Source organism: Bradyrhizobium arachidis (assembly GCF_024758505.1).
Lineage (GTDB): Bacteria > Pseudomonadota > Alphaproteobacteria > Rhizobiales > Xanthobacteraceae > Bradyrhizobium > Bradyrhizobium manausense_C.
This window is the reverse complement of record NZ_CP077970.1, coordinates 6700422-6722544: the sequence shown is the minus strand read 5'-3', so window position 1 is coordinate 6722544 and position 22123 is coordinate 6700422. Positions and strand designations below refer to the sequence as shown.

Annotated in this window: 19 protein-coding genes; 11 read left to right on the top strand and 8 right to left on the bottom strand. The window is 64.7% G+C overall.

Translation table 11 applies throughout. From position 1 onward, the window contains the following. Nucleotides 1–30: 30 nt before the first annotated feature. Nucleotides 31–888: a VOC family protein gene (locus tag KUF59_RS31010; RefSeq protein WP_212455983.1), complete on the bottom strand. Its 858-nt coding sequence runs from the start codon at nt 886–888 to the stop codon at nt 31–33. 118 nt (nt 889–1006) lie between these two features. Here KUF59_RS31010 and KUF59_RS31005 point away from each other — a divergent pair, with 118 nt between their 5' ends. After that, complete coding sequence (locus KUF59_RS31005) at nt 1007–2374, top strand: NAD(P)/FAD-dependent oxidoreductase (RefSeq protein WP_212455982.1); 1368 nt, start codon at nt 1007–1009, stop codon at nt 2372–2374. An 8-nt stretch (nt 2375–2382) separates the two neighbouring features. Here the strand turns inward: KUF59_RS31005 and KUF59_RS31000 are convergent, their stop codons facing one another. The 5 genes from KUF59_RS31000 to KUF59_RS30980 all read right to left on the bottom strand — a co-directional run bounded on the left by KUF59_RS31000 (nt 2383) and on the right by KUF59_RS30980 (nt 8799). Continuing rightward, entirely contained in the window at nt 2383–4008 is a 1626-nt protein-coding gene (locus KUF59_RS31000) for an ABC transporter ATP-binding protein (RefSeq protein ID WP_212455981.1), read from the bottom strand. Then, the gene (locus KUF59_RS30995; RefSeq protein ID WP_212455980.1) at nt 4005–4835 is read right to left on the bottom strand and encodes an ABC transporter permease; all 831 of its coding nucleotides are present in this window, start codon (nt 4833–4835) and stop codon (nt 4005–4007) included. The genes KUF59_RS31000 and KUF59_RS30995 overlap by 4 nt, the downstream gene beginning before the upstream one ends. A 1-nt stretch (nt 4836) precedes the next feature. Further along, nucleotides 4837–5814 carry an ABC transporter permease gene (locus tag KUF59_RS30990; protein WP_212455979.1) on the bottom strand — a complete coding sequence of 326 codons (978 nt, stop codon included), beginning with the start codon at nt 5812–5814 and terminating at the stop codon, nt 4837–4839. A gap of 24 nt (nt 5815–5838) precedes the next feature. Further along, on the bottom strand, nt 5839–7455 hold the full coding sequence (locus KUF59_RS30985) for an ABC transporter substrate-binding protein (RefSeq protein WP_212455978.1): 1617 nt from the start codon (nt 7453–7455) through the stop codon (nt 5839–5841). Between the two features lie 153 nt (nt 7456–7608). After that, on the bottom strand, nt 7609–8799 hold the full coding sequence (locus KUF59_RS30980; RefSeq protein WP_212455977.1) for a urate hydroxylase PuuD: 1191 nt from the start codon (nt 8797–8799) through the stop codon (nt 7609–7611). 223 nt (nt 8800–9022) lie between these two features. Between KUF59_RS30980 and KUF59_RS30975 the strand changes: the two genes are divergently transcribed. Both KUF59_RS30975 and KUF59_RS30970 read left to right on the top strand, forming a co-directional pair. Next, complete coding sequence (locus KUF59_RS30975; protein WP_212455976.1) at nt 9023–10348, top strand: PQQ-dependent sugar dehydrogenase; 1326 nt, start codon at nt 9023–9025, stop codon at nt 10346–10348. Between the two features lie 123 nt (nt 10349–10471). Continuing rightward, nucleotides 10472–10645 carry a hypothetical protein gene (locus KUF59_RS30970; RefSeq protein WP_212455975.1) on the top strand — a complete coding sequence of 58 codons (174 nt, stop codon included), beginning with the start codon at nt 10472–10474 and terminating at the stop codon, nt 10643–10645. Between the two features lie 411 nt (nt 10646–11056). Here KUF59_RS30970 and KUF59_RS30965 read toward each other — a convergent pair whose 3' ends face one another. Continuing rightward, entirely contained in the window at nt 11057–11857 is an 801-nt protein-coding gene (locus tag KUF59_RS30965) for an SDR family NAD(P)-dependent oxidoreductase (RefSeq protein WP_212455974.1), read from the bottom strand. Between the two features lie 355 nt (nt 11858–12212). On the opposite strand from KUF59_RS30965, the gene KUF59_RS30960 reads away from it, so the two are divergent. The 4 genes from KUF59_RS30960 to cyoD are packed head-to-tail and all read left to right on the top strand — an operon-like array spanning nt 12213 to nt 16051. Further along, nucleotides 12213–13040 (top strand): cytochrome ubiquinol oxidase subunit II family protein, encoded by an 828-nt coding sequence (locus tag KUF59_RS30960; RefSeq protein WP_212455973.1) that lies wholly within the window; start codon nt 12213–12215, stop codon nt 13038–13040. Then, nucleotides 13030–15030: a cytochrome o ubiquinol oxidase subunit I gene (gene cyoB / locus KUF59_RS30955; RefSeq protein WP_212455972.1), complete on the top strand. Its 2001-nt coding sequence runs from the start codon at nt 13030–13032 to the stop codon at nt 15028–15030. Before KUF59_RS30960 ends, cyoB begins: the two co-directional genes overlap by 11 nt. Beyond that, the gene (locus KUF59_RS30950) at nt 15030–15671 is read left to right on the top strand and encodes a cytochrome (ubi)quinol oxidase subunit III (protein ID WP_212455971.1); all 642 of its coding nucleotides are present in this window, start codon (nt 15030–15032) and stop codon (nt 15669–15671) included. The genes cyoB and KUF59_RS30950 overlap by 1 nt, the downstream gene beginning before the upstream one ends. Next, a complete protein-coding gene (gene cyoD, locus KUF59_RS30945; protein WP_212455970.1) occupies nt 15668–16051 on the top strand; it encodes a cytochrome o ubiquinol oxidase subunit IV in 384 nt (127 codons plus the stop codon). Before KUF59_RS30950 ends, cyoD begins: the two co-directional genes overlap by 4 nt. Nucleotides 16052–16066: 15 nt before the next feature. Here cyoD and KUF59_RS30940 read toward each other — a convergent pair whose 3' ends face one another. After that, nucleotides 16067–16834, bottom strand: coding sequence for a thermonuclease family protein (locus tag KUF59_RS30940; protein WP_212455969.1), 768 nt, complete (start codon nt 16832–16834; stop codon nt 16067–16069). A 204-nt stretch (nt 16835–17038) separates the two neighbouring features. Between KUF59_RS30940 and KUF59_RS30935 the strand changes: the two genes are divergently transcribed. The 4 genes from KUF59_RS30935 (at nt 17039) to KUF59_RS30920 (ending at nt 21972) form a co-directional block, all read left to right on the top strand. Then, on the top strand, nt 17039–18637 hold the full coding sequence (locus tag KUF59_RS30935; RefSeq protein WP_212455968.1) for a GMC family oxidoreductase: 1599 nt from the start codon (nt 17039–17041) through the stop codon (nt 18635–18637). A gap of 9 nt (nt 18638–18646) precedes the next feature. Beyond that, nucleotides 18647–19093 carry a hypothetical protein gene (locus KUF59_RS30930; protein ID WP_212455967.1) on the top strand — a complete coding sequence of 149 codons (447 nt, stop codon included), beginning with the start codon at nt 18647–18649 and terminating at the stop codon, nt 19091–19093. A 72-nt stretch (nt 19094–19165) separates the two neighbouring features. Next, nucleotides 19166–20185, top strand: a complete 1020-nt coding sequence (locus KUF59_RS30925) for a S1C family serine protease (RefSeq protein WP_212455966.1) — start codon at nt 19166–19168, stop codon at nt 20183–20185. Between the two features lie 59 nt (nt 20186–20244). After that, nucleotides 20245–21972 (top strand): FAD-dependent oxidoreductase, encoded by a 1728-nt coding sequence (locus tag KUF59_RS30920; protein WP_212455965.1) that lies wholly within the window; start codon nt 20245–20247, stop codon nt 21970–21972. Nucleotides 21973–22123: the final 151 nt, after the last annotated feature.

Below are 22123 nucleotides of genomic sequence, written 5' to 3'. Positions count from 1 at the left end.
GGGTAAAAGCTTGTTAAAGAATTAGCTCAACTACGCTGCAATGAAGGCCAGCAGGGTGCCGTTGGCCTTTGCCGGCGGCACGCAGATTGCGGACCCGCTGCGCACGGCGGCCGCGCCGAGCGCCTTCTCGGTGGCCGCGAGATCGCCGCTGACGAGCACCAGCGCCGCACCGCCTCGTTCCGGAATGCCGTCGAGCGATACGCCGGAATAACGCTTGCCGAGCTGGTCGCGTGTCAGGAAGACGAAGTCCGCGCGGTCGCCGCCGGAGGGCACCGTGACAGCGCCGTCGGCTTCGGCTTTCGTTTCGCGGTCGATCAGGCGCGACAGATGCGCGGCGTCTTTCGCGGGCTCGGGCGATGCGATCAGCACCTGCTTCAGCCGCTTCGCGGCATTGGCGTGCGTCATCAGTTCGGGGATCCATACCGTCTCGCGCGTCTTGTGTTGGCAGGCGAAGATGCGCACGCCGCCCGGCGCCTCCGCGACCGGCCACTGGAAGACGCGGAATTTGGCGGCCGACACAGTGCCATCAGGCAGTGTCACCGGACGTTCGAAATCGACCGGCCCGACCGGCGGAAAGCCCTTGGCGCGGATTTCCTCGGCGCCGGCTGTGGAATCGACCGCCGTAAACGCAATGCGCTCGATGCCTTCGCCGCGCTTTTCGAGAAAGGCGCGCGCCGGAGCATTATGTTCTGTCGCAGCAAGCACACCGAGCAATTCCATGTAGTCCGGATCGAACATGATGGTGTAGTTGCCTGATCCCATATGCGCGCTGTGGGTGCCGCGCGGCGAGACCGTGAAGCCGAGCCGTTTGTAGTTGTCTGCGGCCTTGTCGAGGTCCTTCACCATGACCACGGCGTGGTCGATGCCAATGACGTTCTTGAGTGCCATCTCTTTCCCCGGCATGAATGGATGGATTAAGCTGTGAGATACGACAACGCACCTGCAAGCCGGTGTCAACTGCGGCTGTCGCAGATGCGCTATCTCATGACGACTGGGAAGAATGATGATGCAGACTTCACCCGTGAACTGGCCGGATTCGCTGTGGGCGGCCGTGACGCCGCAGGGGCCAGAATTGCCGGAGCTCGTCGGTGCGCAGACCGCCGACGTGGTCGTGGTCGGCGGCGGTTTCACGGGTTTGTCGACGGCGCTGCATTTGCGTGAAGCCGGCGTCGATGTCGCGATCGTCGAGGCCGCGGAGCCAGGTTGGGGCGCCTCGGGCCGCAACAACGGCCAGGTGATCCCGACGCTGTCCCGGCCGGATCCGGAGGATATCATTGCGCGGCACGGCGCGGCCGGAGAACGCTTTGTCGGCCTGCTGCGCGACAGCGCGTCCTATCTGTTCGACCTGACGCGGCGCTACAACATCGACGCCGAGGGGGAGCAGGCCGGATGGGTTCAGCCGGTGCATTCGCCTGGGCGCATCAAAATCGCGGAACGGCGCGTGCAGCAATGGTCGAAATTCGGCGCGCCGGTCGAGCTCATGTCGCGCGAGCAGATGCGCGACATGCTCGGCTCGGACGCCTGGTATGGCGGCTTCTGGAACAGGACCGGCGGTCACATCAATCCGCTCGCTCTGGCGCGTGGGCTGGCGCGCACCGTGCTCGGCCTCGGCGCGCGCATCTATGCGCGCTCGCCGGCCACAAGCTTCGAGCGCCGCGGCGATCGTTGGCTGGTCAAGACTGACAAGGGCGAGATTTCCGGCCGCGCGCTGGTCATGGCGACCAACGCCTATAGCGGCGAGTTCGCGCAGTCGCTGGTGCCCGAAATTGCGCACGAAGTAATGCCGGTGCTGTCATGGCAGATGTCGACGCAGCCTCTGTCCGACAACGTCCGCAAGACCATCATCCCGGGACGGCAGGCGATGTCGGATACCCATGGTGAACTCTATTTCGCGCGTTACGACGCGCGCAACCGGCTCATCACCGGCGGTGCGGTGCTTGGTCCCGGTAACAAGGTCGAGCGCATCAAGGCGCGCGTGACCGAGCGGCTGCAGCGGCTGTGGCCGCAGATCGGCGATGTCTCGTTCGATTATGTCTGGAACGGCTATGTCGGCATGACTGCGGACTTCCTGCCGCGCATCCATCGTCTCGGCCCGAACGCCTATGGCTGGACCGGCTGTAACGGTCGCGCCGTGGCGCTGACGATGCCGCTCGGCCGCGAATTGGCGCGGGCCGTGCAGGGCGTGCCGGAAAACCAGCTGGCGCTGCCTTTCACGGAGCCGGTGACGTATGTGGCCCATGGCCTGTTGCGCAAGATCGCACCCTGGATGCTGGTGCTTTACCGGCAACGCGATGCGCAGGAGCTGGTCAAGGGCGACCGCTTCGAGTTGCTGCGATGGGCGGAGTATTTCCTTGCTTCGCGCCGCTCGCGGTAGCAGGAACCTCATCCCGCCGCATCGTGCTCCCGGGCAAACTCACCGCCGGGCACGGCGGCGATGAGCGCCTGCGTGTAGGGATGCTGGGGCCGGCCGAACACGTCGGCGACCAGCCCGTGCTCGACGATCTCGCCTTCCTTCATCACGGCGACGAGGTCGCAGACCTGCGCGGCAACGCGTAGATCGTGGGTGATGAAGACGATGGAGAGGCCAAGCCGCTCGCGCAGCTCGCCGAGCAGTTTTAGCACCTGTGCCTGCACGGAAACGTCGAGTGCCGACACCGGCTCGTCCGCGACCAAGACGTCCGGCTTCAGGGCGAGCGCCCGCGCGAGCCCGATGCGCTGGCGCTGGCCGCCGGAGAATTCATGCGGAAAGCGGTCGCCGGCGGAGGGATCGAGTCCGACCAGTTCGAACAGCTTTTTGGCTTCTGCAATCGCGACAGCACGCTGCGTGCCATGGACGATCGGGCCCTGCGCGACCAGCTCGGCCGCCTTGCGCCGCGGATTGAGCGAAGCAAAGGGATCCTGAAACACCATCTGGATGTGCTGCGTCTCGCGGCGCACCTCGTCGCGCGGCATTTTCGCCCAATCCTTGCCGTCGAGCAGGATCGCGCCGTTGTCGGGGTCGATCAGCCGCACGATGCAGCGCGCCAGCGTCGACTTGCCGGAGCCGGATTCGCCGACAATGCCGAGCGTCGCGCCGCGCGGCAGATGGAGCGTCGCGTCCTTGACTGCGGCCGTAACACGCGCGCCACGGCGGAGAAACCCGCCGGTGCGATAGGTCTTGGAGACATTGGTGATGGTGAGGATGTTGTCCGGCGACAGCGGCCGCGGCGGCGGAGCCTTCAGCGGCGGCACGGCGGCGATGAGCTGTTTTGTGTAGGCGTGCGTCGGGTGCTTTAGCACCTCGTCTGCCGTGCCTTGCTCGACGATCTTGCCGTGCTGCATCACCACGACGCGGTCGGCGATCTCGGCGACGACGCCAAAATCGTGGGTGATGAACAGGACGGCGGTCTTCTTGCGCTGCTGGAGGTCGCGGATCAGTTTTAAAATCTGCGCCTGCGTCGTGACGTCGAGCGCGGTGGTCGGCTCGTCCGCGATCAGCAGCTTTGGATCGAGCGCGAGCGCCATGGCGATCATGGCGCGCTGGCGCTGGCCGCCGGAGAGCTCGTGCGGATAGGCCTTTGCCGCCGTCTTGGGATCGGGGATGCGGACGTCGGCCAGCAGGGCCAGGACGCGGGCGTTGATCTCGGCCTTGGAGAGTTTTGTGTGCACCGAGAACATCTCGGCCACCTGGTCGCCGATCGTGCGCAACGGATTGAGCGCGGTCATCGGCTCCTGGAAGATCATGGCGATGCCGGCGCCGCGCACCTCGCGCATGTCGGCCGGTGTCGCGGCGCAGAGGTCGCGGCCATCGAACATCATCCGGCCGGTCTCGATTTTGACCTCGTTCGGCAGCAGCCGCATGACGGCATTGGCCATCATCGACTTGCCGGAGCCGGATTCGCCGACGACGCAGAGGATTTCGTTGGAGGCGATCGACAGAGAGACATCGTCGAGTGCGTGTGTGCGATCGGCACCCTTGGGCAGGCGGACGCTCAGACCTTCGAGCGACAGGATCGGGGCCTCACTCATCGGCTCTTCAGCCTCGGATTGAGCGCATCGTTCAGGCCCTGGCCGACCAGGGAGACCGCGAGCACGGTGACGAGGATGGCGATACCGGGAATCGCCGAGACGTACCACTGCACGCGCAGCACGTCGCGCCCGAGGCCGATGAGATTGCCCCAGGAGGCGACGTTGGGATCGGAGAGGCGCAGGAAGGCGAGCGCGCTTTCCAGGAGGATCGAGAGCGCCATCAGCACGCTGGCATAGACGATCACGGGCGGCAGTGCGTTGGGCAGGATCTCGCCGAGGATGAGCTGGAGGTCCCTCATGCCGAGCGTGCGGCCGGCCTGCACGAATTCGCGGTTGCGCAGCGACAGGAATTCCGCGCGGGTCAGCCGTGCCGGGGCCGGCCAGCACACCACTCCTATGGCAATGGTCACCGTCGTCAGCGTCGAGCCGAACACGGCAACGAACACCAGGAGCAGCACGAAATTCGGCAGCGTCTGGAAGGCCTCAGTGATGCGCATGAGGATATTGTCGACCCAGCCACCATAGTAGCCGGCGAAGGCGCCGATCAACGTGCCGATCGCAATCGCGATCGCGGTCGCGACGCCGCCGATCAGCAGCGAAATGCGCGAGCCGTAAAAAATCTGGGCGGCGATGTCGCGGCCGGAATTGTCGGTACCGAGCGGAAAGCGCGGATTTGTGAACGGCCAGACCAGCGGCCGTCCCGCGAGCGCGAGCGGATCGCGCGGGAAAAGGATGCCGGCGCTGAGCGCCATCGCGATCACGACCAGCAGCAGCACGAGGCCGATCACGGCGGCGGGGCTGCGGAAGTAGCGCTTTGCGGCGTCCATCTCAGCCCTCCGCCGAAATGCGGGGATCGAGCCGCGCGTAGAGGAGGTCGACGACGAAGTTGACTGTTATCACGAGCAGCGCGGAGACGAAGACGATACCGAGCAGGGTGTTGAGGTCGCGCTGGACCACGGATTCATAAGCGAGCCGCCCGAGGCCGGGCAGCGAGAACACGCTTTCCACCACGACCGAGCCGCCGAGCATGGTACCGGCCTGGAGGCCGATCAGCGTCACCATCGGCAGCAGTGCGTTGCGCAGCACATGGCCCGTGACGACGCGCGTCTCGTCCAGGCCCTTTGCGCGCGCGGTGCGGACATAGTCGAGATTGAGCACCTCGAGCATCGAGGCGCGCATGATGCGCAAGTAGATGGCGAGGAAGATCAGGCCCAGCGTCAGTGTCGGCAGGATCAGGTGCCGTGCGATATCGATCACGCGCCAAAAACCGCTCTGGACCTGGCCGATATCCTCAAAGCCGCCGGCGGGCAGCCATTGCAAATAGATCGAGAACACCACGATCGCCATCAGGCCGAACCAGAACGAGGGCGTGGCATAGAAGATCAGGCCGAGCGTCGAGATCAGCGTATCCGGCCATTTGTTGACGGCGCGCGAGGCAATCACCCCGAACACGAGGCCGAAGAAGAAGGCGAAGGAGAGCGACGCCGTCATCAGCAGAATCGTCGGCGGCAGCCGCTCCAGGATCACGGTCGCGACCGGCTTGCCGTAGATCGAGGAGAAGCCGAGATCGAGCTGCACCAGATGCCAGAGGTAATTGGCGAGCTGCATCGGGACCGACACATCGAGCCCGTAGAATTTTCGCAAGTCACGGGCGGTTGCGGCATCGCCGCCGCCCATCTGGGCCATCAACGCGTCGACGGTGTCCCCCGGCGCGAATTGCAGCAGCAGGAAGACGCCGATCAGGATCAGGAACAGGGTCGGGATCGAGGCGGCGAGCCGCCGCCCCGCAAGGCTCAGGATGCGCATGGCATCATCTTGACGAAAAACGCTTCACGCGGAAAGCCAAAGATCGTGCCAGCTCGACGAACCCCAGCGCGGGGTGTTGGAGTGGTTGCGAGCCTTGGCCGAGATCACGGTGACGAAAATCTGCTCGATCGGCATCCAGACCGGCAGCTCGGTGTTCACCTCCTTGACGAACTCCGCGTAGAGCGCCTTGCGCTTGGCGGCGTCGAGCTCGGTCAGGGCGTTGTCGATGGTGGTGTCGACCTGCTTGTCCTCCCAGCCCCATTGGTTGGTCCAGGGCGCGCCCTTGGGCTGGCCGGAGCGGTACCACACCGTGGTCGAGACCGCGGGGTCGTTGCGGTACTGGTGCCAGCCGGTGGCGAGATCGAAGGCGTGCTCGTCATAGACCTGCTTGAGGAAGCCGCCGCCGTCATTGCGGACGATCTCCACCGTGATGCCGACATCCTTCAGCGACTGCTGGATGAAGGTCGACCACAGAGAAATGTCTTCGCCCCATGGCGCGGGCAACAGCTTGAGTGAGAAGCGCGCGCCGCCGGGGCCGGCCTTGAAGCCGGCTTCGTCCAGCAATGCCGCCGCCTTGGCCTTGTCGTAGGGATATTGCGGCGTGCCCGCACCGGGATAGAAGTCGGTCGAGGTCGACGGGATCGGCCCGGTGCCGAGTTTTGCGAAATCACCCAAAAAATTCTCGATGAAGAAGGGCACGTCGATCGCGTGCGCGATCGCGCGGCGCACGCGGATGTCGGACAGTTCCTTGCGGCGGAAGTTGAACTCGATCGTGTTGGTGCGGGCGTTGCCTTCATTGCCCTTGGTCGTGGCGACGAAGCGCTTGTCCTTGCCCAGCCGCGCCATGTCGGAGATCGTCAGGCTCGAGAAGGGGCAGTACTGCAACTCACCGGCCTCGAGCTGCGCCGCCGCAGCAGCGCGGTCGGTGATCACCTTCCAGACGATGCGATCGAGATAGGGCGCGTTCGACCGCCAATAGTCCGGGTTGCGGTCGGCGATGATGTACTGGCCGCGCTCGTATTTGACGAATTTGAACGGGCCGGTGCCGACCGGCGCAAGGTTGGTCGGGTTCTGCCTGATGTCGCCGTTCTCGTAGAGATGCTTTGCCGAGATGTAGCCGAGGTCGGGCAACGCCCGCAGCAACAGGTTGAGCGGCATCGGCCGCTCGTAGCGGAACACCGCAGTCTGCGGATCGGGCGTATCGACGGCAGTGAGGAAGAGCTGGAGCGTCGAGCCGTAATTGAGGATCTTCTTCCACATGTTCATCGCGGTGAACTCGACATCCGCTGATGTGAAAGGTTTTCCGTCGTGCCAGGTGACGCCCTTGCGCAGCTTGAAGGCGATGGTCTTGCCGTCGGTCGAGGACTCCCAGCTCTCGGCGAGCACGCCGACCGGCTTGCCGTCGGCATCGAGGTCGACCAGGCTTTCCTGGATCTTGCCGCTGATGATGTAGACGCCGGTGGAAGCCTGGATGCTCGGATTGAGCTGGCGCTGCTCGGCGCCGTAATGGACGTTGAACACGCCGCCTTTCTTCGGGGTTTCCTGCGCAAACGCCCGCATCGGGTTGATGACATTGGCGGCGATCGCGGCCGACGTCAGCAGGGCGGTGCGGCGGTTGATTTCCAGGCGTGTCAAATCCATTCGACTTCTCCAATCGACTTTCTTGGGCCGGGTTACACGGCCGAACGGTTCCCTATCTACGCCGGACAGGCGCTCAAGTCATTTTGAAATCGGCTGGATTTGCGCAAAATCCTTCCGCAAAAGGTCGAGCAGGCGCGTCGCGGCTCGTGACGATCAGCGATCGCTCTGTGCAATATAGGTCGCGAGGATCGCGCGCTCCTCGCCGGTCATCTCCGTGATGTTCCCCGGCGGCATCGCGCTTGACCATGCAGCGACGCGTCCGATCAACCTCATGTTGCGCCGGATGTGATCGGTGCTGTCGAGCACGATGCCCTTCGGCGCGGTGACGATGCCGGCCCAGACCGGCTCTGCCGCATGGCACATGCTGCAGCGGGACATCACGATCTCCTCGACATTGGCGAGTGTCGGCGTCGCGACCGCTGCTGTCTTCGCCTCGCGCGGGCCGGCAGCGGAGAGAAAGCCGATCGCGACCATGCCGGCAGCGGCAACGCCCCACACCCACCACGGCGATTTGCGCCCGGCATGCCGTTCGTTGAAGAAGTGCCGGATCACCGGCCCGAGCGCCAGAATGATCGCGACAATGATCCAGTTGAAGCGGGTGGCATAGAGCAGGGGATAGTGGTTGCTGATCATCAGCACGACGACGGGCAGCGTCAGATAGTTGTTGTGGACCGAACGCTCCTTGCTGGCCTTGCCGAGCTTTGGATCGGGCGATTGCCCCGCGACCAGCGCTGCGACGATCTTCTTCTGGTTGGGGATGATCAGCGTGAAGACGTTCGCGACCATGATGGTCCCGATGATCGCCCCGATCTGGTTGAAGGCGCCGCGTCCGCTCAGCACATGCGTGAAGGCGAAAGTGAGCCCGACCAGGAAGATGTAGCCGCCGATCGCAAAGCCAAGCTCGCGTTGCGCAAGCCCGCTACGGCAGGCGGCCTCATAGAGCAGCCAGGCCAGCGCGAGGCTGCAGAAGCTGAACAGCCCGGCCTGAAGCGGCGTGAGATCGAGGATGGACTTGTCGACCAGGAACAAGTCGGCCTCGAGATAATAGACCACCACCATCAGCGCGAAGCCGGACAGCCAGGTGGTGTACGCCTCCCATTTGAACCAGGTGAGCTCCTCCGGCATCTGGGCGGGCGCCACCAGATACTTCATGATGCGGTAGAAGCCGCCGCCATGGACCTGCCAGGCCTCGCCCTGCACGCCATCGGGCAGGTCACTCTTCGGCTTCAGGCTCAGATCGAGGGCTATGAAATAGAACGAGCTGCCGATCCAGGCGATCGCGGCCACCACATGCAGCCAGCGCAGGATCAGGCTCGCCCATTCCGATACGATGGATCCCCACATGATGACCCCGTCAGTCGCAGCTCCTGATGCCGCAGCTTTGATGACCGCTGTCCGCGGTCGCGCCCCTACAATGTGTCGCACCGATCACGAGGATTTTCCAGCAGGATGACACTAGGTGATGCACATCCTGCGGGCATAGGCTGACGTTCGATTCGGCATCGCGCGATCGCTGAACGATTGGACCTGACGGGGTTGGTCGAAAAGGGCAGGCCGGGAGGAGACCGTGAAGACACATCTTGGATGCGCGGCGATCTTGCTGATCACGGCGGATTCGAACGCGTGGGCAGACACCGTGCTGCAAGGCAAGGATGCCTTCGGCAATTGGCAGGCCGACAAGCCTGGCACGGTCAGGTTGATCCGGCCGCAGGATCTTCCAAAGCCCGGTGCGTCGCCGTCGGTGGCCAATGCCTCGCGCGTCGTGGCGCGGCCGGCCGGCAGCGCGCCGCTTGTGCCGCCGGGATTCAAAATCGAGCTGTTCGCGGAAGGCCTGTCGGGTCCGCGCATCGTCCGCGTCGCGCCGAACGGCGACGTCTTCGTGGCCGAGACCCGATCGGGGCGCATCCGCGCGCTGCGCCCGGGCGAAGGCGGCGGAAAGGTCGCAAGCGACGAGACCTTTGCCAGTGGCCTCAGTCGGCCCTTCGGCATCGCCTTTTTCCCGAACGGCGACAATCCGCAATGGCTCTATGTCGCGAACTCCGAGAGCGTCGTGCGCTTTCCCTATCGCGCCGGCGATCTCAAGGCGTCGGCCAAGCCGGAGATCGTCGTGACGAACCTGTCGCAGGGCTCCGGTCATTCCACGCGCGACATCGTCTTCACGCCGGACAACAAGCGCATGCTGGTCTCGGTCGGCTCGGCCGGCAATGTCGCCGAAGGCATGGGCAAGCCGCCCGGCGGGCTGGAAGCTTGGGCGCGCGCGCAGCCGCTCGGCGCGGCCTGGGGCTATGAGGCGGGGCGCGCCGCCGTGCTCTCCTTCACGCCGGAGGGAAAGGAGCGGAAGCTTTATGCGACCGGCATCCGCAACTGCGTCGGCCTCGCCATCGAGCCGCAGAGCGGACTACCGTGGTGCTCGACCAACGAGCGCGACGGCCTCGGCGACGATCTCGTGCCCGACTACGTCACCAGCGTCCGCGAAGGCGCGTTCTACGGCTGGCCGTGGTACTATATCGGCGACAACGAGGATCCGCGCCACGCCGGCGCGCGGCCGGACCTGAAGGACAAGGTCACCATTCCCGACGTGCTGATCCAGTCGCACTCGGCTTCGCTCGGCATGACCTTCTACCGGGGCAACAACTTTCCGGCCGAATACCGCGGCGATGCCTTCGCCGCCGAGCATGGCTCCTGGAACAGGTCCAAGCGTACCGGCTACAAGGTCATCCGCGTCAGGATGAAGGACGGCAAGCCTACCGGTGAGTACGAGGATTTTGTCACCGGCTTCGTCGTCAACGACACCGAGGTCTGGGGACGCCCGGTTGGTGTCGCCGTCGCCAAGGATGGCGCGTTGCTGATCTCGGAAGACGGCAACGGCACGATCTGGCGGGTGTCGCGGTAGGTGTCGCAGTCGATAAAGGCTCACGCTGGCCATTTATTAACTGGCGAGAAACCATAGAAAATGATTCGAAAATTGTAACGAAACAATACCGCTGCCTCCGCGTCGATTTGCCGGAGGCCGCGCATGACGGAACAGCAATTGAGAGAGCAGGAAGTCCGGATCGCACGCTACCGGCTTCTCGAGCGGGAGGTCACCGACCCGCTCGCCGCGTGCCTGCTGCACGGCATCGTCGAAGAGCTGGAAGCGGATTTGCGGCGCAATCGCGCGGCTGATCGGGACTGGTGCGAGATGGTTTGATGGCTGGTGATCTCGGGGGGACTCACCCTCCCCTGGAGGGCAGGGCTATCGCATGTGGAAATTCCTGAGTCTCTCCCACGGCTTGGCTCAACCGTGCGCTCGCGCCACAGGAGAAGCAGTGGAATCGTATCGAGAACAAAACGGAATCGAAGAGCGAAGGGACGTTGCATCGTTCAAGCGATGCATCGTCGCAAGTGCCGACGGTGCTTGCTCTTTTTTTCACATGCGATAGCCCTACCCTGGAGGGGGAGGGTCGATCGCGCGGAGCGCGAGCGGGGTGGGGTGACGGTCCCTCCGCGTCGAACACTGTTCGTGAGGAGAATCACCCCACCCCGTCTCACATTTTCGCTGCGCTCAATGTGAGCCGACCGTCCCCCTCCAGGGGAGGGTAAGATCGACGCATTGAGTTCGTCAGCCCCTCCTCACGCTCGCTCCTCCATCCACCGGCAGCGTCACGCCCGTAATGAAGTTCGCTTCATCCGACGCCAAAAACAGCGCCGCATTCGCGACGTCCCATCCCGTGCCCATCTTCCTGCGCAGTGGCACCTTGCTGTCGCGCTCGGCTTCGACCTCGGCGCGGGTCTTGTGCCACTCGCGGGCGCGGGTATCGACGGCCATCGGCGTGTTCATCAGGCCCGGCAAAATGACATTGGCGCGGATGCCGTGCTCGGCATTCTGGTAGGCGAGCTGCTCGGTGAAGGCGATCATCGCCGACTTCGTCGCCTTGTAGGCGACGTAAGGATAAGTCGTGATCGCCGCCATCGAGGAGATGTTGATGATCGCGCCGCTCTTCTGGGCGCGCATGATCGGGATCACTTCCTTGGCGGCGAGGATGCAGCTCTTCAGGTTGATGGCGACGACGCGGTCAAAAGCTTCTTCGGTCAGTTGCAGAAGTTCGGCATCGCCGCCGGACAAGCTAACGCCGACATTGTTATGGAGGATGTCGATCCGGTCCCAGCGCGCTTGCGCATCCGCGACCATGGCCTTGATGTCGGCGGCCTTGGTCACGTCCGCCCTGAAGGCCGCAGCCGTGCCCTTGTTGGCGGCGATCATCGCGACCGTCTCCTGCGCCGACTCCAGATGATGATCGACGCACAGCACTTTTGCGCCCTCGCGCGCGAAGGTCAGCGCGGTGGCGCGCCCATTGCCCATGCCTTCGCCGGGGCTCTGTCCGGCCCCGACCACGATGGCGACCTTGTCCTTCAAGCGCATGTCAGCTCACTCCCGGGTACTGCTACAGTACCTCTTCATAGTAAGGCTCGTTGTCGATCTTCATGGTGGCGCCGCTGATGAGCGCGATCTTGCCAGCGAGGCCGGCCCGTCTTCGGGGCCCTGCATGTCGTTTCATCCCGATTTTTCCCGACGATAGCAATGGAGGCCGCGGGAGAGAAGGACGGATCGCTCCGCGCGCATGTCATTGACATCGCATGGAATTGCATGCCGCCGCGGACGCGGTGGACGACAGATCTGCGAATTCGGGAACCGCCTTCACATGACTGCGTTTGTCGCGGGGACTCTTTCGCGTTACGCTCTCCCTCGGGGTTTCTCAACCATCAGTGGCTCGCCGATGAATCTCCTCGATCCGCAGGGACCTGTCGCAGCCGCCAACAGCACCATTCTCGTCGATTCCGTCGCCATCATGCTGGCGATCGTGGTGCCGACCATCGTCGCGATCCTCGGATTCGCCTTCTGGTTTCGCGAGGGCAATTCGCGGGCGCGCTATCAGCCAAATTTCGTCTATTCCGGCCGCGTCGAGCTGGTGGTGTGGTCGATTCCGGCACTGACGGTGATCCTGCTCGGCGGTGTCGCCTGGATCGGCTCGCATCAGCTCGATCCGGCCGCTCCCGTGCCGGGGACCGGCAGCCCGGTCCGCATCCAGGCCGTGTCGCTCGACTGGAAATGGCTGTTCATCTATCCGGACCAGCGCATTGCCACGGTGAATACGCTGACCGCGCCGGCCGGTGCCGAGCTGAACTTCCAGCTGACGTCGTCGAGCGTGATGAACGTGTTCTTCATCCCGCAGCTCGGCAGCATGATCTACACCATGAACGGCATGGTGACGAAGCTCAACCTGCGCGCGGACAATGAAGGCAAGCTGCAGGGCCTCTCGGCTCATTTCTCCGGCGACGGCTTTCCCGACATGATGTTCGACGTCAACGTGATCTCGCAGCTCGCCTTTCCGGACTGGGTCGCGGCGACCGCGAAGAGCGATGCGGTGCTGAACGAGGAGAGCTACAAGAAGCTGATGCAGCAGGGGATCGAGAAGGGCAGGCCGGTCTACCGGCTCGAGGATCCCCGCCTGTTCGACCTGATTGCGACCCAGCATATCCCGCCCGGGCCTGGCCCGCAGGTCGCCTCCGATGCGCCGCATAGCGGAGGCCACAGTGCTCGGTAAGCTCACCTGGTCGGCGATCCCGTTCGACCAGCCGATCCCGCTGATCGCGGGCGGCGTCGTGATCGTGGCCTTGTTGGCGGTGCTGATCTGGGTCGTGGTGAAGGGGCATCTGCCCTATCTCTGGCGCGAGTGGATCACCAGCGTCGATCACAAGCGGATCGGCGTCATGTATGTGCTGCTGGCGTCCGTGATGTTCCTGCGCGGCGGCAGCGACGCGATTTTGATGCGGATCCAGCAGGCGATCGCCTACCAGTCGCAGGGTTACCTGCCGCCCGAGCACTACAACCAGATCTTCTCCGCCCACGGCACCATCATGATCTTCTTCGTGGCGATGCCGTTCGTGATCGGGCTGATGAACCTGGTCGTGCCCCTGCAACTCGGCGTGCGCGACGTTGCCTTCCCGACGCTGAATTCGGTGGGTTTTTGGCTGACGGCGACCGGCGCGCTGCTCGTCAATCTCTCGCTCGTTATTGGCGAGTTCGCGCGCACCGGCTGGCTCGCCTTTCCGCCGCTCTCGGGATTGGTGTACTCGCCGGGTGTCGGCGTCGACTACTACGCCTGGTCGCTGCAGATATCCGGCGTCGGCACACTTGTCGCCGGCATCAATCTGGTCACGACGGTTCTGAAGCTGCGCACCAAGGGCATGAACTATCTGCGCATGCCGATGTTCTGCTGGACTACGCTCGCCTCAAACCTCCTGATCGTCGCCGCATTCCCGATCCTCACCGCCACCCTCGCGATGCTGCTGCTCGATCGCTACCTCGGCTTCCATTTCTTCACCAATGAGGCCGGCGGCAACGTCATGATGTTCATGAACCTGATCTGGGCGTGGGGACATCCGGAGGTCTACATCCTCGTTCTGCCGGCCTTCGGCATCTTCTCCGAGGTGGTGTCGACCTTCTCCGGCAAGCCGCTGTTCGGCTACCGTTCCATGGTGCTCGCGACCATGGCGATCTGCGTCATCTCATTCATGGTGTGGCTGCATCACTTCTTCACCATGGGCGCGGGCCCCGACGTCAACGCCATCTTCGGCATCGCCAGCATGATCATCGCGGTGCCGACCGGCGTGAAGATCTACAATTGGCTGTTCACGATGTATGGCGGCCGCATTCGCTTCGCGACGCCGATGCTGTGGTCGGTCGGCTTCATGGTCACCTTCATCATCGGCGGCCTCACCGGCGTCCTGGTCGCGGTGCCGCCGGCTGACTTCATCCTGCACAACAGCATGTTCTTGGTGGCGCACTTCCACAACGTCATCATCGGCGGCGTGCTGTTCGGCGCCTTTGCCGGCTTCACCTACTGGTTTCCCAAGGCGTTCGGCTTTCGCCTGGACGAGCGCTGGGGCAAGGCCGCGTTCTGGTGCACCTTCATCGGCTTCTACGTCACCTTCGTCCCGCTTTATGCGGCAGGCATGCTCGGCATGACGCGGCGCATGCAGCACTACGATGTCGCGGTATGGCGGCCCTGGATGATCGTGGCCGTGATCGGCATGGCGATCCTGACCGTGGCGGTGGTCTGTCAGGTCGTGCAGCTCGTCGTCAGCATCCGCAATCGCGAGGCGTTGCGTGACCGCACCGGCGATCCCTGGGATGGACGCTCGCTGGAATGGGCAACGTCATCGCCGCCGCCGGTCTTCAACTTCGCCTTTCATCCCGATGTGCGCGGTGAGGACGCATACTGGGAGATGAAGGCGAAGGCCAGGCAGGAGCAGTTCGCGCACGCCGAGCCGGAGTATCGGGACATCGAGATGCCCCGGAATTCGCCAACCGGGTTCGTCTGCGCGTTCTTCGCCACCATCATGGGCTTTGCGCTGATCTGGCACATCTGGTGGATGGTGATTCTGGGCCTCATCGGCGCGTGGGCGACCTTTGTCGTGTTCGCCTGGCGCGACCATGACGAATACGTCATTCCGGCCGCCGACGTCGCGCGCATCGACCGCGCCAATATCGAGGAACGGCGCAATCTCGTCAGCCTCGCGGGGTCCGTGTGATGGCGATAGCTGCGACGGCCGGCCACGCGCATGGCGATCCCCATCACATCGGCGTCGTGATCGAGCATCCCGGGCCGGCGCCGAAGCGCGTCGTCACCGGCTTCGGCTTCTGGATCTTCCTGCTCTCCGACATCGTGATGTTCTCCTGCTTCTTCGCGGCCTACGCGGTGCTGCTCGGCCAGACCGCTGGCGGCCCGAAGGGCGCGGAGCTGTTCGACCAGCGCAACGTCGCGATCGAGACGGTCTGCCTGCTGGTCTCGAGCTTCACCTGCGGTATGGCGAGCATCGCCGCCGACGTCCGCAACAGGTTTTGGTTCTATCTCGCGATGGCCGCGACCTGCCTGCTCGGGCTGATTTTCCTCGCCATCGAGTTTCGCGAATTCGCCGACCTCGTCGCGCGAGGCGCAGGTCCCACGCGCAGCGCCTTCCTCACGGCGTTCTTCACCCTGGTCGGCTGCCACGGCCTGCATGTCACCGCCGGCATCCTGTGGCTGCTCACCATGATGGCCCAGGTCTTCGCCAAGGGCTTTCGCGCCGACATCATGCGCCGCATGCTGTGTTTTGCGCTGTTCTGGCACGCGCTCGACATCATCTGGGTCGCGGTGTTTTCCGTCGTCTATCTGCTCGGGAGTGCCCCATGAGCGAACTGTCCGACCATGGCGACCTTGGCTTCGCGCCGGGCGATGAGGGCGAACACAATGTCGGCGCCCGCGTGCTCGGCTACGTCATCGGCCTTGCACTTGCGCTGCTTCTGACCGCGACGTCGTTCTTCATCGCGGGCACCACGCTGGTCTGGCAGCCCTCGATCCCCGTCGCGCTGATCGTGCTCGCGATCGCGCAGATGGGCGTGCACCTCGTGTTCTTCCTGCACATCACGACCGGGCCCGACAACACCAATAACATCCTGGCGCTGGCCTTCGGCCTGTTGATCGTGTTCCTGGTGGTCGGCGGCTCGGTCTGGATCATGTCGCATCTGAACGCGAACATGCCGCCGATGGATCAGATCATGAGGATGCAGTGAGCGGGGCGAGGGCGCTTACTTCGGCCGGCGGCAGTTGTAGGCCTTGCGGAAGCCCGCGGCCTGGGCGTCGTCCTCGGAGCAGAACCAGCGGTCCGGCTTGGTCGTACCCGCATAGCTCGGGCAGCCCCGCAAATGATAGATGCCGATATTGCCGGTGACGCGGGCACGCACCGCGAGCTTGCCCTTGATGCTGCAGCTCGGTGGCATCGTCAGCTCCTCCGGAAACAGCGCGGCGCGGATTTCCTTGTCGCGGTCGGCGCGGCAGGCGGTGCCGAGCAGCGGGCCGTCCTTTTTGCCGGTGCGGAATTCTTGCGGCGCAACAAAGCAACCCTTCCAGATGCCGACTGATCCCGTCTTGGCCTCGGCGGCGGCCGGCTTCACGTTCACCTTCACCGGCTCGCGGGCGATCGCGTAGCCGAGCCGGATCAATTGCTCATTCAGCGTGGTCTTGTCGCCGTCGGCGGTGCAGATGGCGCGGTGCCGCTTGCCAAAGTTCTTCTCGGGCCCGACGTCGTCGCAGCGCACCGAGCGCCCCTTGATCAGCTTGGTGAGCTGGTCACGGGCCTCGAGGCCGCAGGTCCAGGGGTCGGCGTGGTCGTCGATGCAGACCTGGTCGAGTTCCGGCGCATCGACGCCGTCGAGCCGGTAGGTGACGTCGGCGATCTGGATGGAGTTTGCATCGCGGACCGTGGCGGTCCCGGTCACGGCCTGGCTCGGGCCGGCCGAAGCGAGACATCCCGCGACGACCAGAACGACTGCGGCAAGGAAATTTCTGAAGGACATGCGGTCTCGCTATCGATTTGTACTTTTCGCCCCGTTCCTAGCATCCGGATATGGCAAGACCAATGGTCTGCGCTCAGCGAAGTGCGACATTCTCGGCGGGCGGCTTTACTCGCCCGCCGCTCTGCCCCTATCGTTTGGCGCTGCAAGCAGACCGAGAGTGGCCGAATCGCCCGGGAAGCGGCGAGGGCGGGAGGAAGTACCGGCATGAACGACCCCGTGGACGTCCTGATCATCGGCGCGGGCGCATCAGGCGCCGCCGTCGCGTGGTCGTTGGCCGAGACCAAGATGCACATCCTGTGTCTCGAGCAGGGCGGCTGGATGAACCCGGCGGAATATCCAAGCACCGGTCGCGACTGGGAAGCCAAGTTCTACGGCGAGTGGGCGACCAGCCCGAACGTGCGCGGCCGGCCCGAGGACTATCCGATCAACGACGACAATTCGCCGATCAAGGTCGTCAACTACAACGCGGTCGGCGGCTCCACGGTGATGTACACCGCGCATTGGCCGCGGCTGCATCCGTCCGATTTCAGGGTGAAGACGCTCGACGGCGTCGCCGACGACTGGCCGATCGACTATGACATGCTGGTGCCGTTCTTCGAAGAGAACGACCGCATCATGGGGACGTCAGGACTATCAGGCGATCCGCTGTCGCCGCTGACCCATCCGCCGATGCCGCCGCAGCCGCTTGGGCTGTCCGGCCCGCTGATCGGCAGGGCCATGAACAAGCTCGGCTGGCACTGGTGGCCCTCGGATACGACGGTCGCGACGATGGACTACGAGGGCAGGGCGCGCTGCATCAATCTCGGCCATTGCACGCCGGCCTGCGCACAGGGTGCAAAGTCATCGACCGACATCACCTATTGGCCGCAGGCGATCCGCGCCGGCGTCGAATTGCGTACCCATTGCCGGGTGCGTGAGATCACGACCGACGACAATGGCATGGCCTCGGGCGTCGTCTACTACGACAAGGACGGCGTCGAGCAGTTTCAGCCGGCGCATGTCGTCATCATCGCCTGCAACGGCGTCGGCACGCCGCGGCTGCTGCTCAACTCGGCATCCGGCCGCTTCCCGAACGGGCTTGCCAATTCGTCGGGCCTGGTCGGCAAGAACCTGATGTTCCACCCCTACGCGCAGATCTACGGCTATGTGAAGGAGCCGACCGACTCCAATCGCGCACCACCGACCTGCCTGTGGAGCAAGGAATGGTATGACACGGACCTGTCGCGCGGCTTCGTCCGCGGCTACGGCGTCCAGTTCGTTCGCGGCGCAGGGCCGGTGTTCGAGGCGGTCGTGAGCGAGCAGAAGGGCATTCTGCCATGGGGACCGGACCATCACCGCGTGTTCCGCAAGCTCAACGGCCATCGTATTGGCTTCTCCGCGATCTGCGAGGATCTGCCGGAGGAGCACAATCGCGTCACGCTCGATCCCGTCCTGAAGGACAGCCACGGCATTCCCGCGCCCAGGATCGACTACACCATCAGCGAAAACAGCCGGAAGATGATGGAGCACGCGCTGGCGCGCGGCCGCGAGGTGTTAGAGACCGCAGGGGCCACCGACATCTGCGTCAACAGCCCGATTCCCTGGGGCGGCTGGCATCTGCTCGGCACCGCGCGCATGGGCACCGACCCCGAACGCTCCGTCGTCAACGAATGGGGCCGCTCGCATGACGTGAAGAATCTCTTCATCGTCGACGGCAGCGTCTTCGTCACCTCGGGCGGCGTCAATCCGACCTCGACCATCCAGGCCATCGCGCTCTACGTCGCCGACCAGATGAAGCAGCGCCTCGCCAATCTCTTCGACTAGGGGATTTTCATGCCCGAGATCACGCTTACGCCGCGGCAGCGTCAGGATTTGCGCACCGTCGCCGCCATGATCATCCCGGCGAGCGAGGAGTATCGCGTGCCGGGCGCGGATGACGATGCCATTCAGGCCGACATTCTTGCTACCCTTGGCCGTGATGCGAAGTTGGTCGCCGAGGCACTCGACCATCTCGCCCGGCTCGCCGGCATGCCGCTCGCGGATATCGAGCCCGCCGCGCGCGACGGGGTTATCGAGCAGTTCCGCGCGTCGAGCGGCGCTGCGGCCGCGACTCTCGTCCGCGTCGTGCTGCAATGCTACTACCGCGACGACCGCGTGCTGCGCTCGCTCGGGCTCGAGTTGCGCGCGCCATTCCCCCAGGGGTACGCGCTCCAGGACGGCGATTGGTCGCTGCTCGATCCCGTCAAGGCGCGAGTTCGGAAGCTACGTCAGGTCAGTTAAGCGCTTCGTGAAGAGCGGCCGCGTTGCATTATAAGTTCGGCGTATCCATCTGACGCGCGAAGGAAATTCGCCATGTTAGATCTTACGTCAGATATCAGCGGCGGCAGCCTGCCGCCGCAACCCGTCCAAGCCACCCCCGTTGACGACCAGCACCTGCTCGACGCCTATTCCAACGCCGTGATCGGCGTGACGGAGCGCGTCGGCCCGGCCGTGGTGCGCGTCGAGACCGGGCCAAAGGTGCCGAACGGCCGCGAACGCGGCGGGCTCGGCTCCGGCATCGTGATCTCGCCGGATGGGCTGGTTTTGACCAACAGCCATGTGGTCGGTACCTCCAAGGAGATCAGGCTCAGGGATATCGAGGGCAATGTCGGCGACGCCCGGGTGCTCGGCGTCGATCCCGACACCGACCTTGCGCTGCTGCGCGCCAATGGCGTTCGCGACCTCCGCTATGCTGCGCTTGGCAACTCCAAGGGCCTGCGTCGCGGCCAGCTCGTGATCGCGATCGGCAATCCCTTGGGGTTCGAGTCCACGGTCACCGCCGGTGTGGTCTCCGCGCTCGGACGCTCCATCCGCTCGGTGAGCGGGCGGACCATCGAGGACGTGATCCAGACCGATGCTGCGCTCAACCCCGGCAATTCCGGCGGACCCCTGGTGTCGTCGCATTCCGAGGTGATCGGCATCAACACGGCGATCATCAGTGGTGCGCAGGGCATCTGTTTTGCGGTTGCGAGCAACACGGCGCAATTCGTGCTGTCGGAGATCATCCGCCATGGCTATGTCCGCCGCGCCTATATCGGCGTCGCCGGGCAGACCGCGCCGATCCCGCGGCGGCACGCGGTGCTGGCCGGTGTCGAGAACAAGATGGGCGCGCTGCTCGCCCAGATCGAGCCGGACGGGCCTGCGGCGAAGGCCGGGCTGTTGCCCGGCGACGTCGTCATCAGGCTCGACGGCGTCGAGATCAACGGTGTCGACGATTTGATCCGCGTGCTCGACCGCGACCGCATCGGCCGGCGCCTCGCTATGGACGTGCTGCGGCTCGGCCGCCTACGGGCGATCGACATCGATCCGATCGAGCGCAAGCCGGCCCGCTAGCATTCCGTTGTCCGGGCGAGGTATGACGGTGCCATGCCTCGTTCAGGGACGTTTGCCGCATGATGCCGGCGCAGGAGAGCTACGACGTCGTCGTGATCGGCGCCGGCGCGGGCGGCATGACGGCGGCGGCCGTCGCTGCCGTCGAAGGCCTGCGTGTGCTCGTGATCGAGAAGACCGCGTTCGTCGGCGGCACCACCGCGTGGTCGGGCGGCATGGTCTGGATTCCCGCCAACGGCAAGATGAAAGAGGTAGGGCTTTCCGATAGCGTCACGGATGCCGTCCAATATCTCGCGAGCACCGTCCCCGAAACAGCCAATGCCAGCCTGCGCGCCGCCTTCCTTGCACGCGGCCCCGAGGCGATCGCGTATCTCGAAGCCAACACCGAAGTCCGGCTGCAGCCGGTGAAGGCCTATCCCGATTATTATCCGGAGCGGCTTGGCGCCACCACGGGCGGTCGCGTGCTGGAGCCGGTGGCGTTTGACGGCACCAGGCTCGGTCCAGGCTTCGCGCGGCTGCGGCCGCCGCTGCCCGAATTCACGCTGTTCGGCGGCATGATGGTGAACCGGCTCGACATCCCGCATCTGCGCCGGATCGGAAAATCGTTTCGCTCGACGTTGCGCTCGGTGCGGCTGCTCTCGCAATATGCCCTGCAGCGCCTGCGCGCCCCGCGCGGCACGACGCTGCATCTCGGCAATGCGCTCGCCGCCCGGCTCTATGCCTCGCTGCTGGCGCGGCGGGTCGAGATGCTCTTCAGCGCCGACGTCGTGGACCTCGTCGTCGAAGGCGGCCGCGTCAGCGGCGTGACGATCCGCCACGGTTCGCGCGACCGCACCATCGCGGCGCGCCGCGGTGTGGTGCTCGCGACCGGCGGCTTCTCGCACGATGCGCCCTTGCGCAAGCGCTTCTTTCCTCCGGCTGCAGGATTCGTGTCGGCGACAAGCGCTGCCGGCACCGGCGACGGCCTGCGCCTTGCGACCGCAAGCGGCGCCGCGCTCAACACTGACGCGACAAGCTCCGCTTATTGGGTTCCGGCCTCGCTGTTCCGGCGCGACGACGGCAGCCGCGGCGTGTTCCCGCACACGGTGACCGACCGCGCCAAGCCGGGCATCATCGCCGTCAATGCGGCCGGCCGGCGCTTCGTCAACGAGGCGCTGTCCTATCATGAGTTCGTGCTCGGCATGCTCCGCGACGGCAATGGCGAGCCCGATCGTCCCTTCCATCTGATCTGCGACCGCGATTTCCTGTGGACCTATGGTCTCGGCCGTATAAGGCCCTTCACCTGGAATGTCCGGCGCTATGTCAGGAGCGGCGAGTTGATCAAGGCCCCCAGCATCGCGCAACTGGCCGAGAAGATCGGCGTTGCCCCGTCCTCGCTCGCCGCGACGGTCGCCGACTACAATGCCAATGCGACGAACGGTCAGGATCCCGAATTCGGCCGCGGCAGCACCATCTACCAGCGCCATCTCGGCGATATCGGCCGCAAGCCAAACCCCTGTGTCGCACCGATCCTGCGCGCGCCGTTTTTCGCGTTGCGCATCTATCCCGCCGATCTCGGCACCGCCATCGGCGTGAGGGTGGACGCGCAGGCGCGCGTGCTGCGCGAGGACGGCACGCCGGTCGCGGGCCTCTATGCCAGCGGCAACGACATGGGCTCGATCATGAACGGGAATTATCCGGGGCCGGGCATCACGCTGGGGCCGGCGCTGACGTTCGGATACATCGCTGGGCGGCATATGGCGGAGGGCACGTCGGCTGCGGTGCCAGTCGCCATGAGAACGCCGGTTTAGCCATCCTCTCCGCTGTCATGCCCCGCGAAGGCGGGGCATCCAGTATTCCAGAGACAGCGAGATTCATCACCACCGCGGCGGCGTACTGGGTCGCCCGGTCAAGCCGGGCGACGACAGTGAGAATGCGGTATGCTCGTTCCACAATCTCGTC

Excerpts from the sequence above, each read along its gene's own strand:
- KUF59_RS31005 (WP_212455982.1), top strand. The coding sequence starts at position 1,007 with ATGCAGACTTCACCCGTGAACTGGCCGGATTCGCTGTGGGCGGCCGTG.
- KUF59_RS30965 (WP_212455974.1), bottom strand. The coding sequence starts at position 11,857 with ATGCGCTTGAAGGACAAGGTCGCCATCGTGGTCGGGGCCGGACAGAGC.
- KUF59_RS30990 (WP_212455979.1), bottom strand. The coding sequence starts at position 5,814 with ATGCGCATCCTGAGCCTTGCGGGGCGGCGGCTCGCCGCCTCGATCCCG.
- KUF59_RS30960 (WP_212455973.1), top strand. The coding sequence starts at position 12,213 with ATGAATCTCCTCGATCCGCAGGGACCTGTCGCAGCCGCCAACAGCACC.
- KUF59_RS30925 (WP_212455966.1), top strand. The coding sequence starts at position 19,166 with ATGTTAGATCTTACGTCAGATATCAGCGGCGGCAGCCTGCCGCCGCAA.
- KUF59_RS30935 (WP_212455968.1), top strand. The coding sequence starts at position 17,039 with ATGAACGACCCCGTGGACGTCCTGATCATCGGCGCGGGCGCATCAGGC.
- KUF59_RS30950 (WP_212455971.1), top strand. The coding sequence starts at position 15,030 with ATGGCGATAGCTGCGACGGCCGGCCACGCGCATGGCGATCCCCATCAC.
- KUF59_RS30940 (WP_212455969.1), bottom strand. The coding sequence starts at position 16,834 with ATGTCCTTCAGAAATTTCCTTGCCGCAGTCGTTCTGGTCGTCGCGGGA.
- KUF59_RS30995 (WP_212455980.1), bottom strand. The coding sequence starts at position 4,835 with ATGGACGCCGCAAAGCGCTACTTCCGCAGCCCCGCCGCCGTGATCGGC.
- KUF59_RS30985 (WP_212455978.1), bottom strand. The coding sequence starts at position 7,455 with ATGGATTTGACACGCCTGGAAATCAACCGCCGCACCGCCCTGCTGACG.
- KUF59_RS31000 (WP_212455981.1), bottom strand. The coding sequence starts at position 4,008 with ATGAGTGAGGCCCCGATCCTGTCGCTCGAAGGTCTGAGCGTCCGCCTG.
- KUF59_RS30970 (WP_212455975.1), top strand. The coding sequence starts at position 10,472 with ATGACGGAACAGCAATTGAGAGAGCAGGAAGTCCGGATCGCACGCTAC.
- KUF59_RS31010 (WP_212455983.1), bottom strand. The coding sequence starts at position 888 with ATGGCACTCAAGAACGTCATTGGCATCGACCACGCCGTGGTCATGGTG.
- KUF59_RS30920 (WP_212455965.1), top strand. The coding sequence starts at position 20,245 with ATGATGCCGGCGCAGGAGAGCTACGACGTCGTCGTGATCGGCGCCGGC.
- KUF59_RS30980 (WP_212455977.1), bottom strand. The coding sequence starts at position 8,799 with ATGTGGGGATCCATCGTATCGGAATGGGCGAGCCTGATCCTGCGCTGG.
- cyoD (WP_212455970.1), top strand. The coding sequence starts at position 15,668 with ATGAGCGAACTGTCCGACCATGGCGACCTTGGCTTCGCGCCGGGCGAT.
- KUF59_RS30930 (WP_212455967.1), top strand. The coding sequence starts at position 18,647 with ATGCCCGAGATCACGCTTACGCCGCGGCAGCGTCAGGATTTGCGCACC.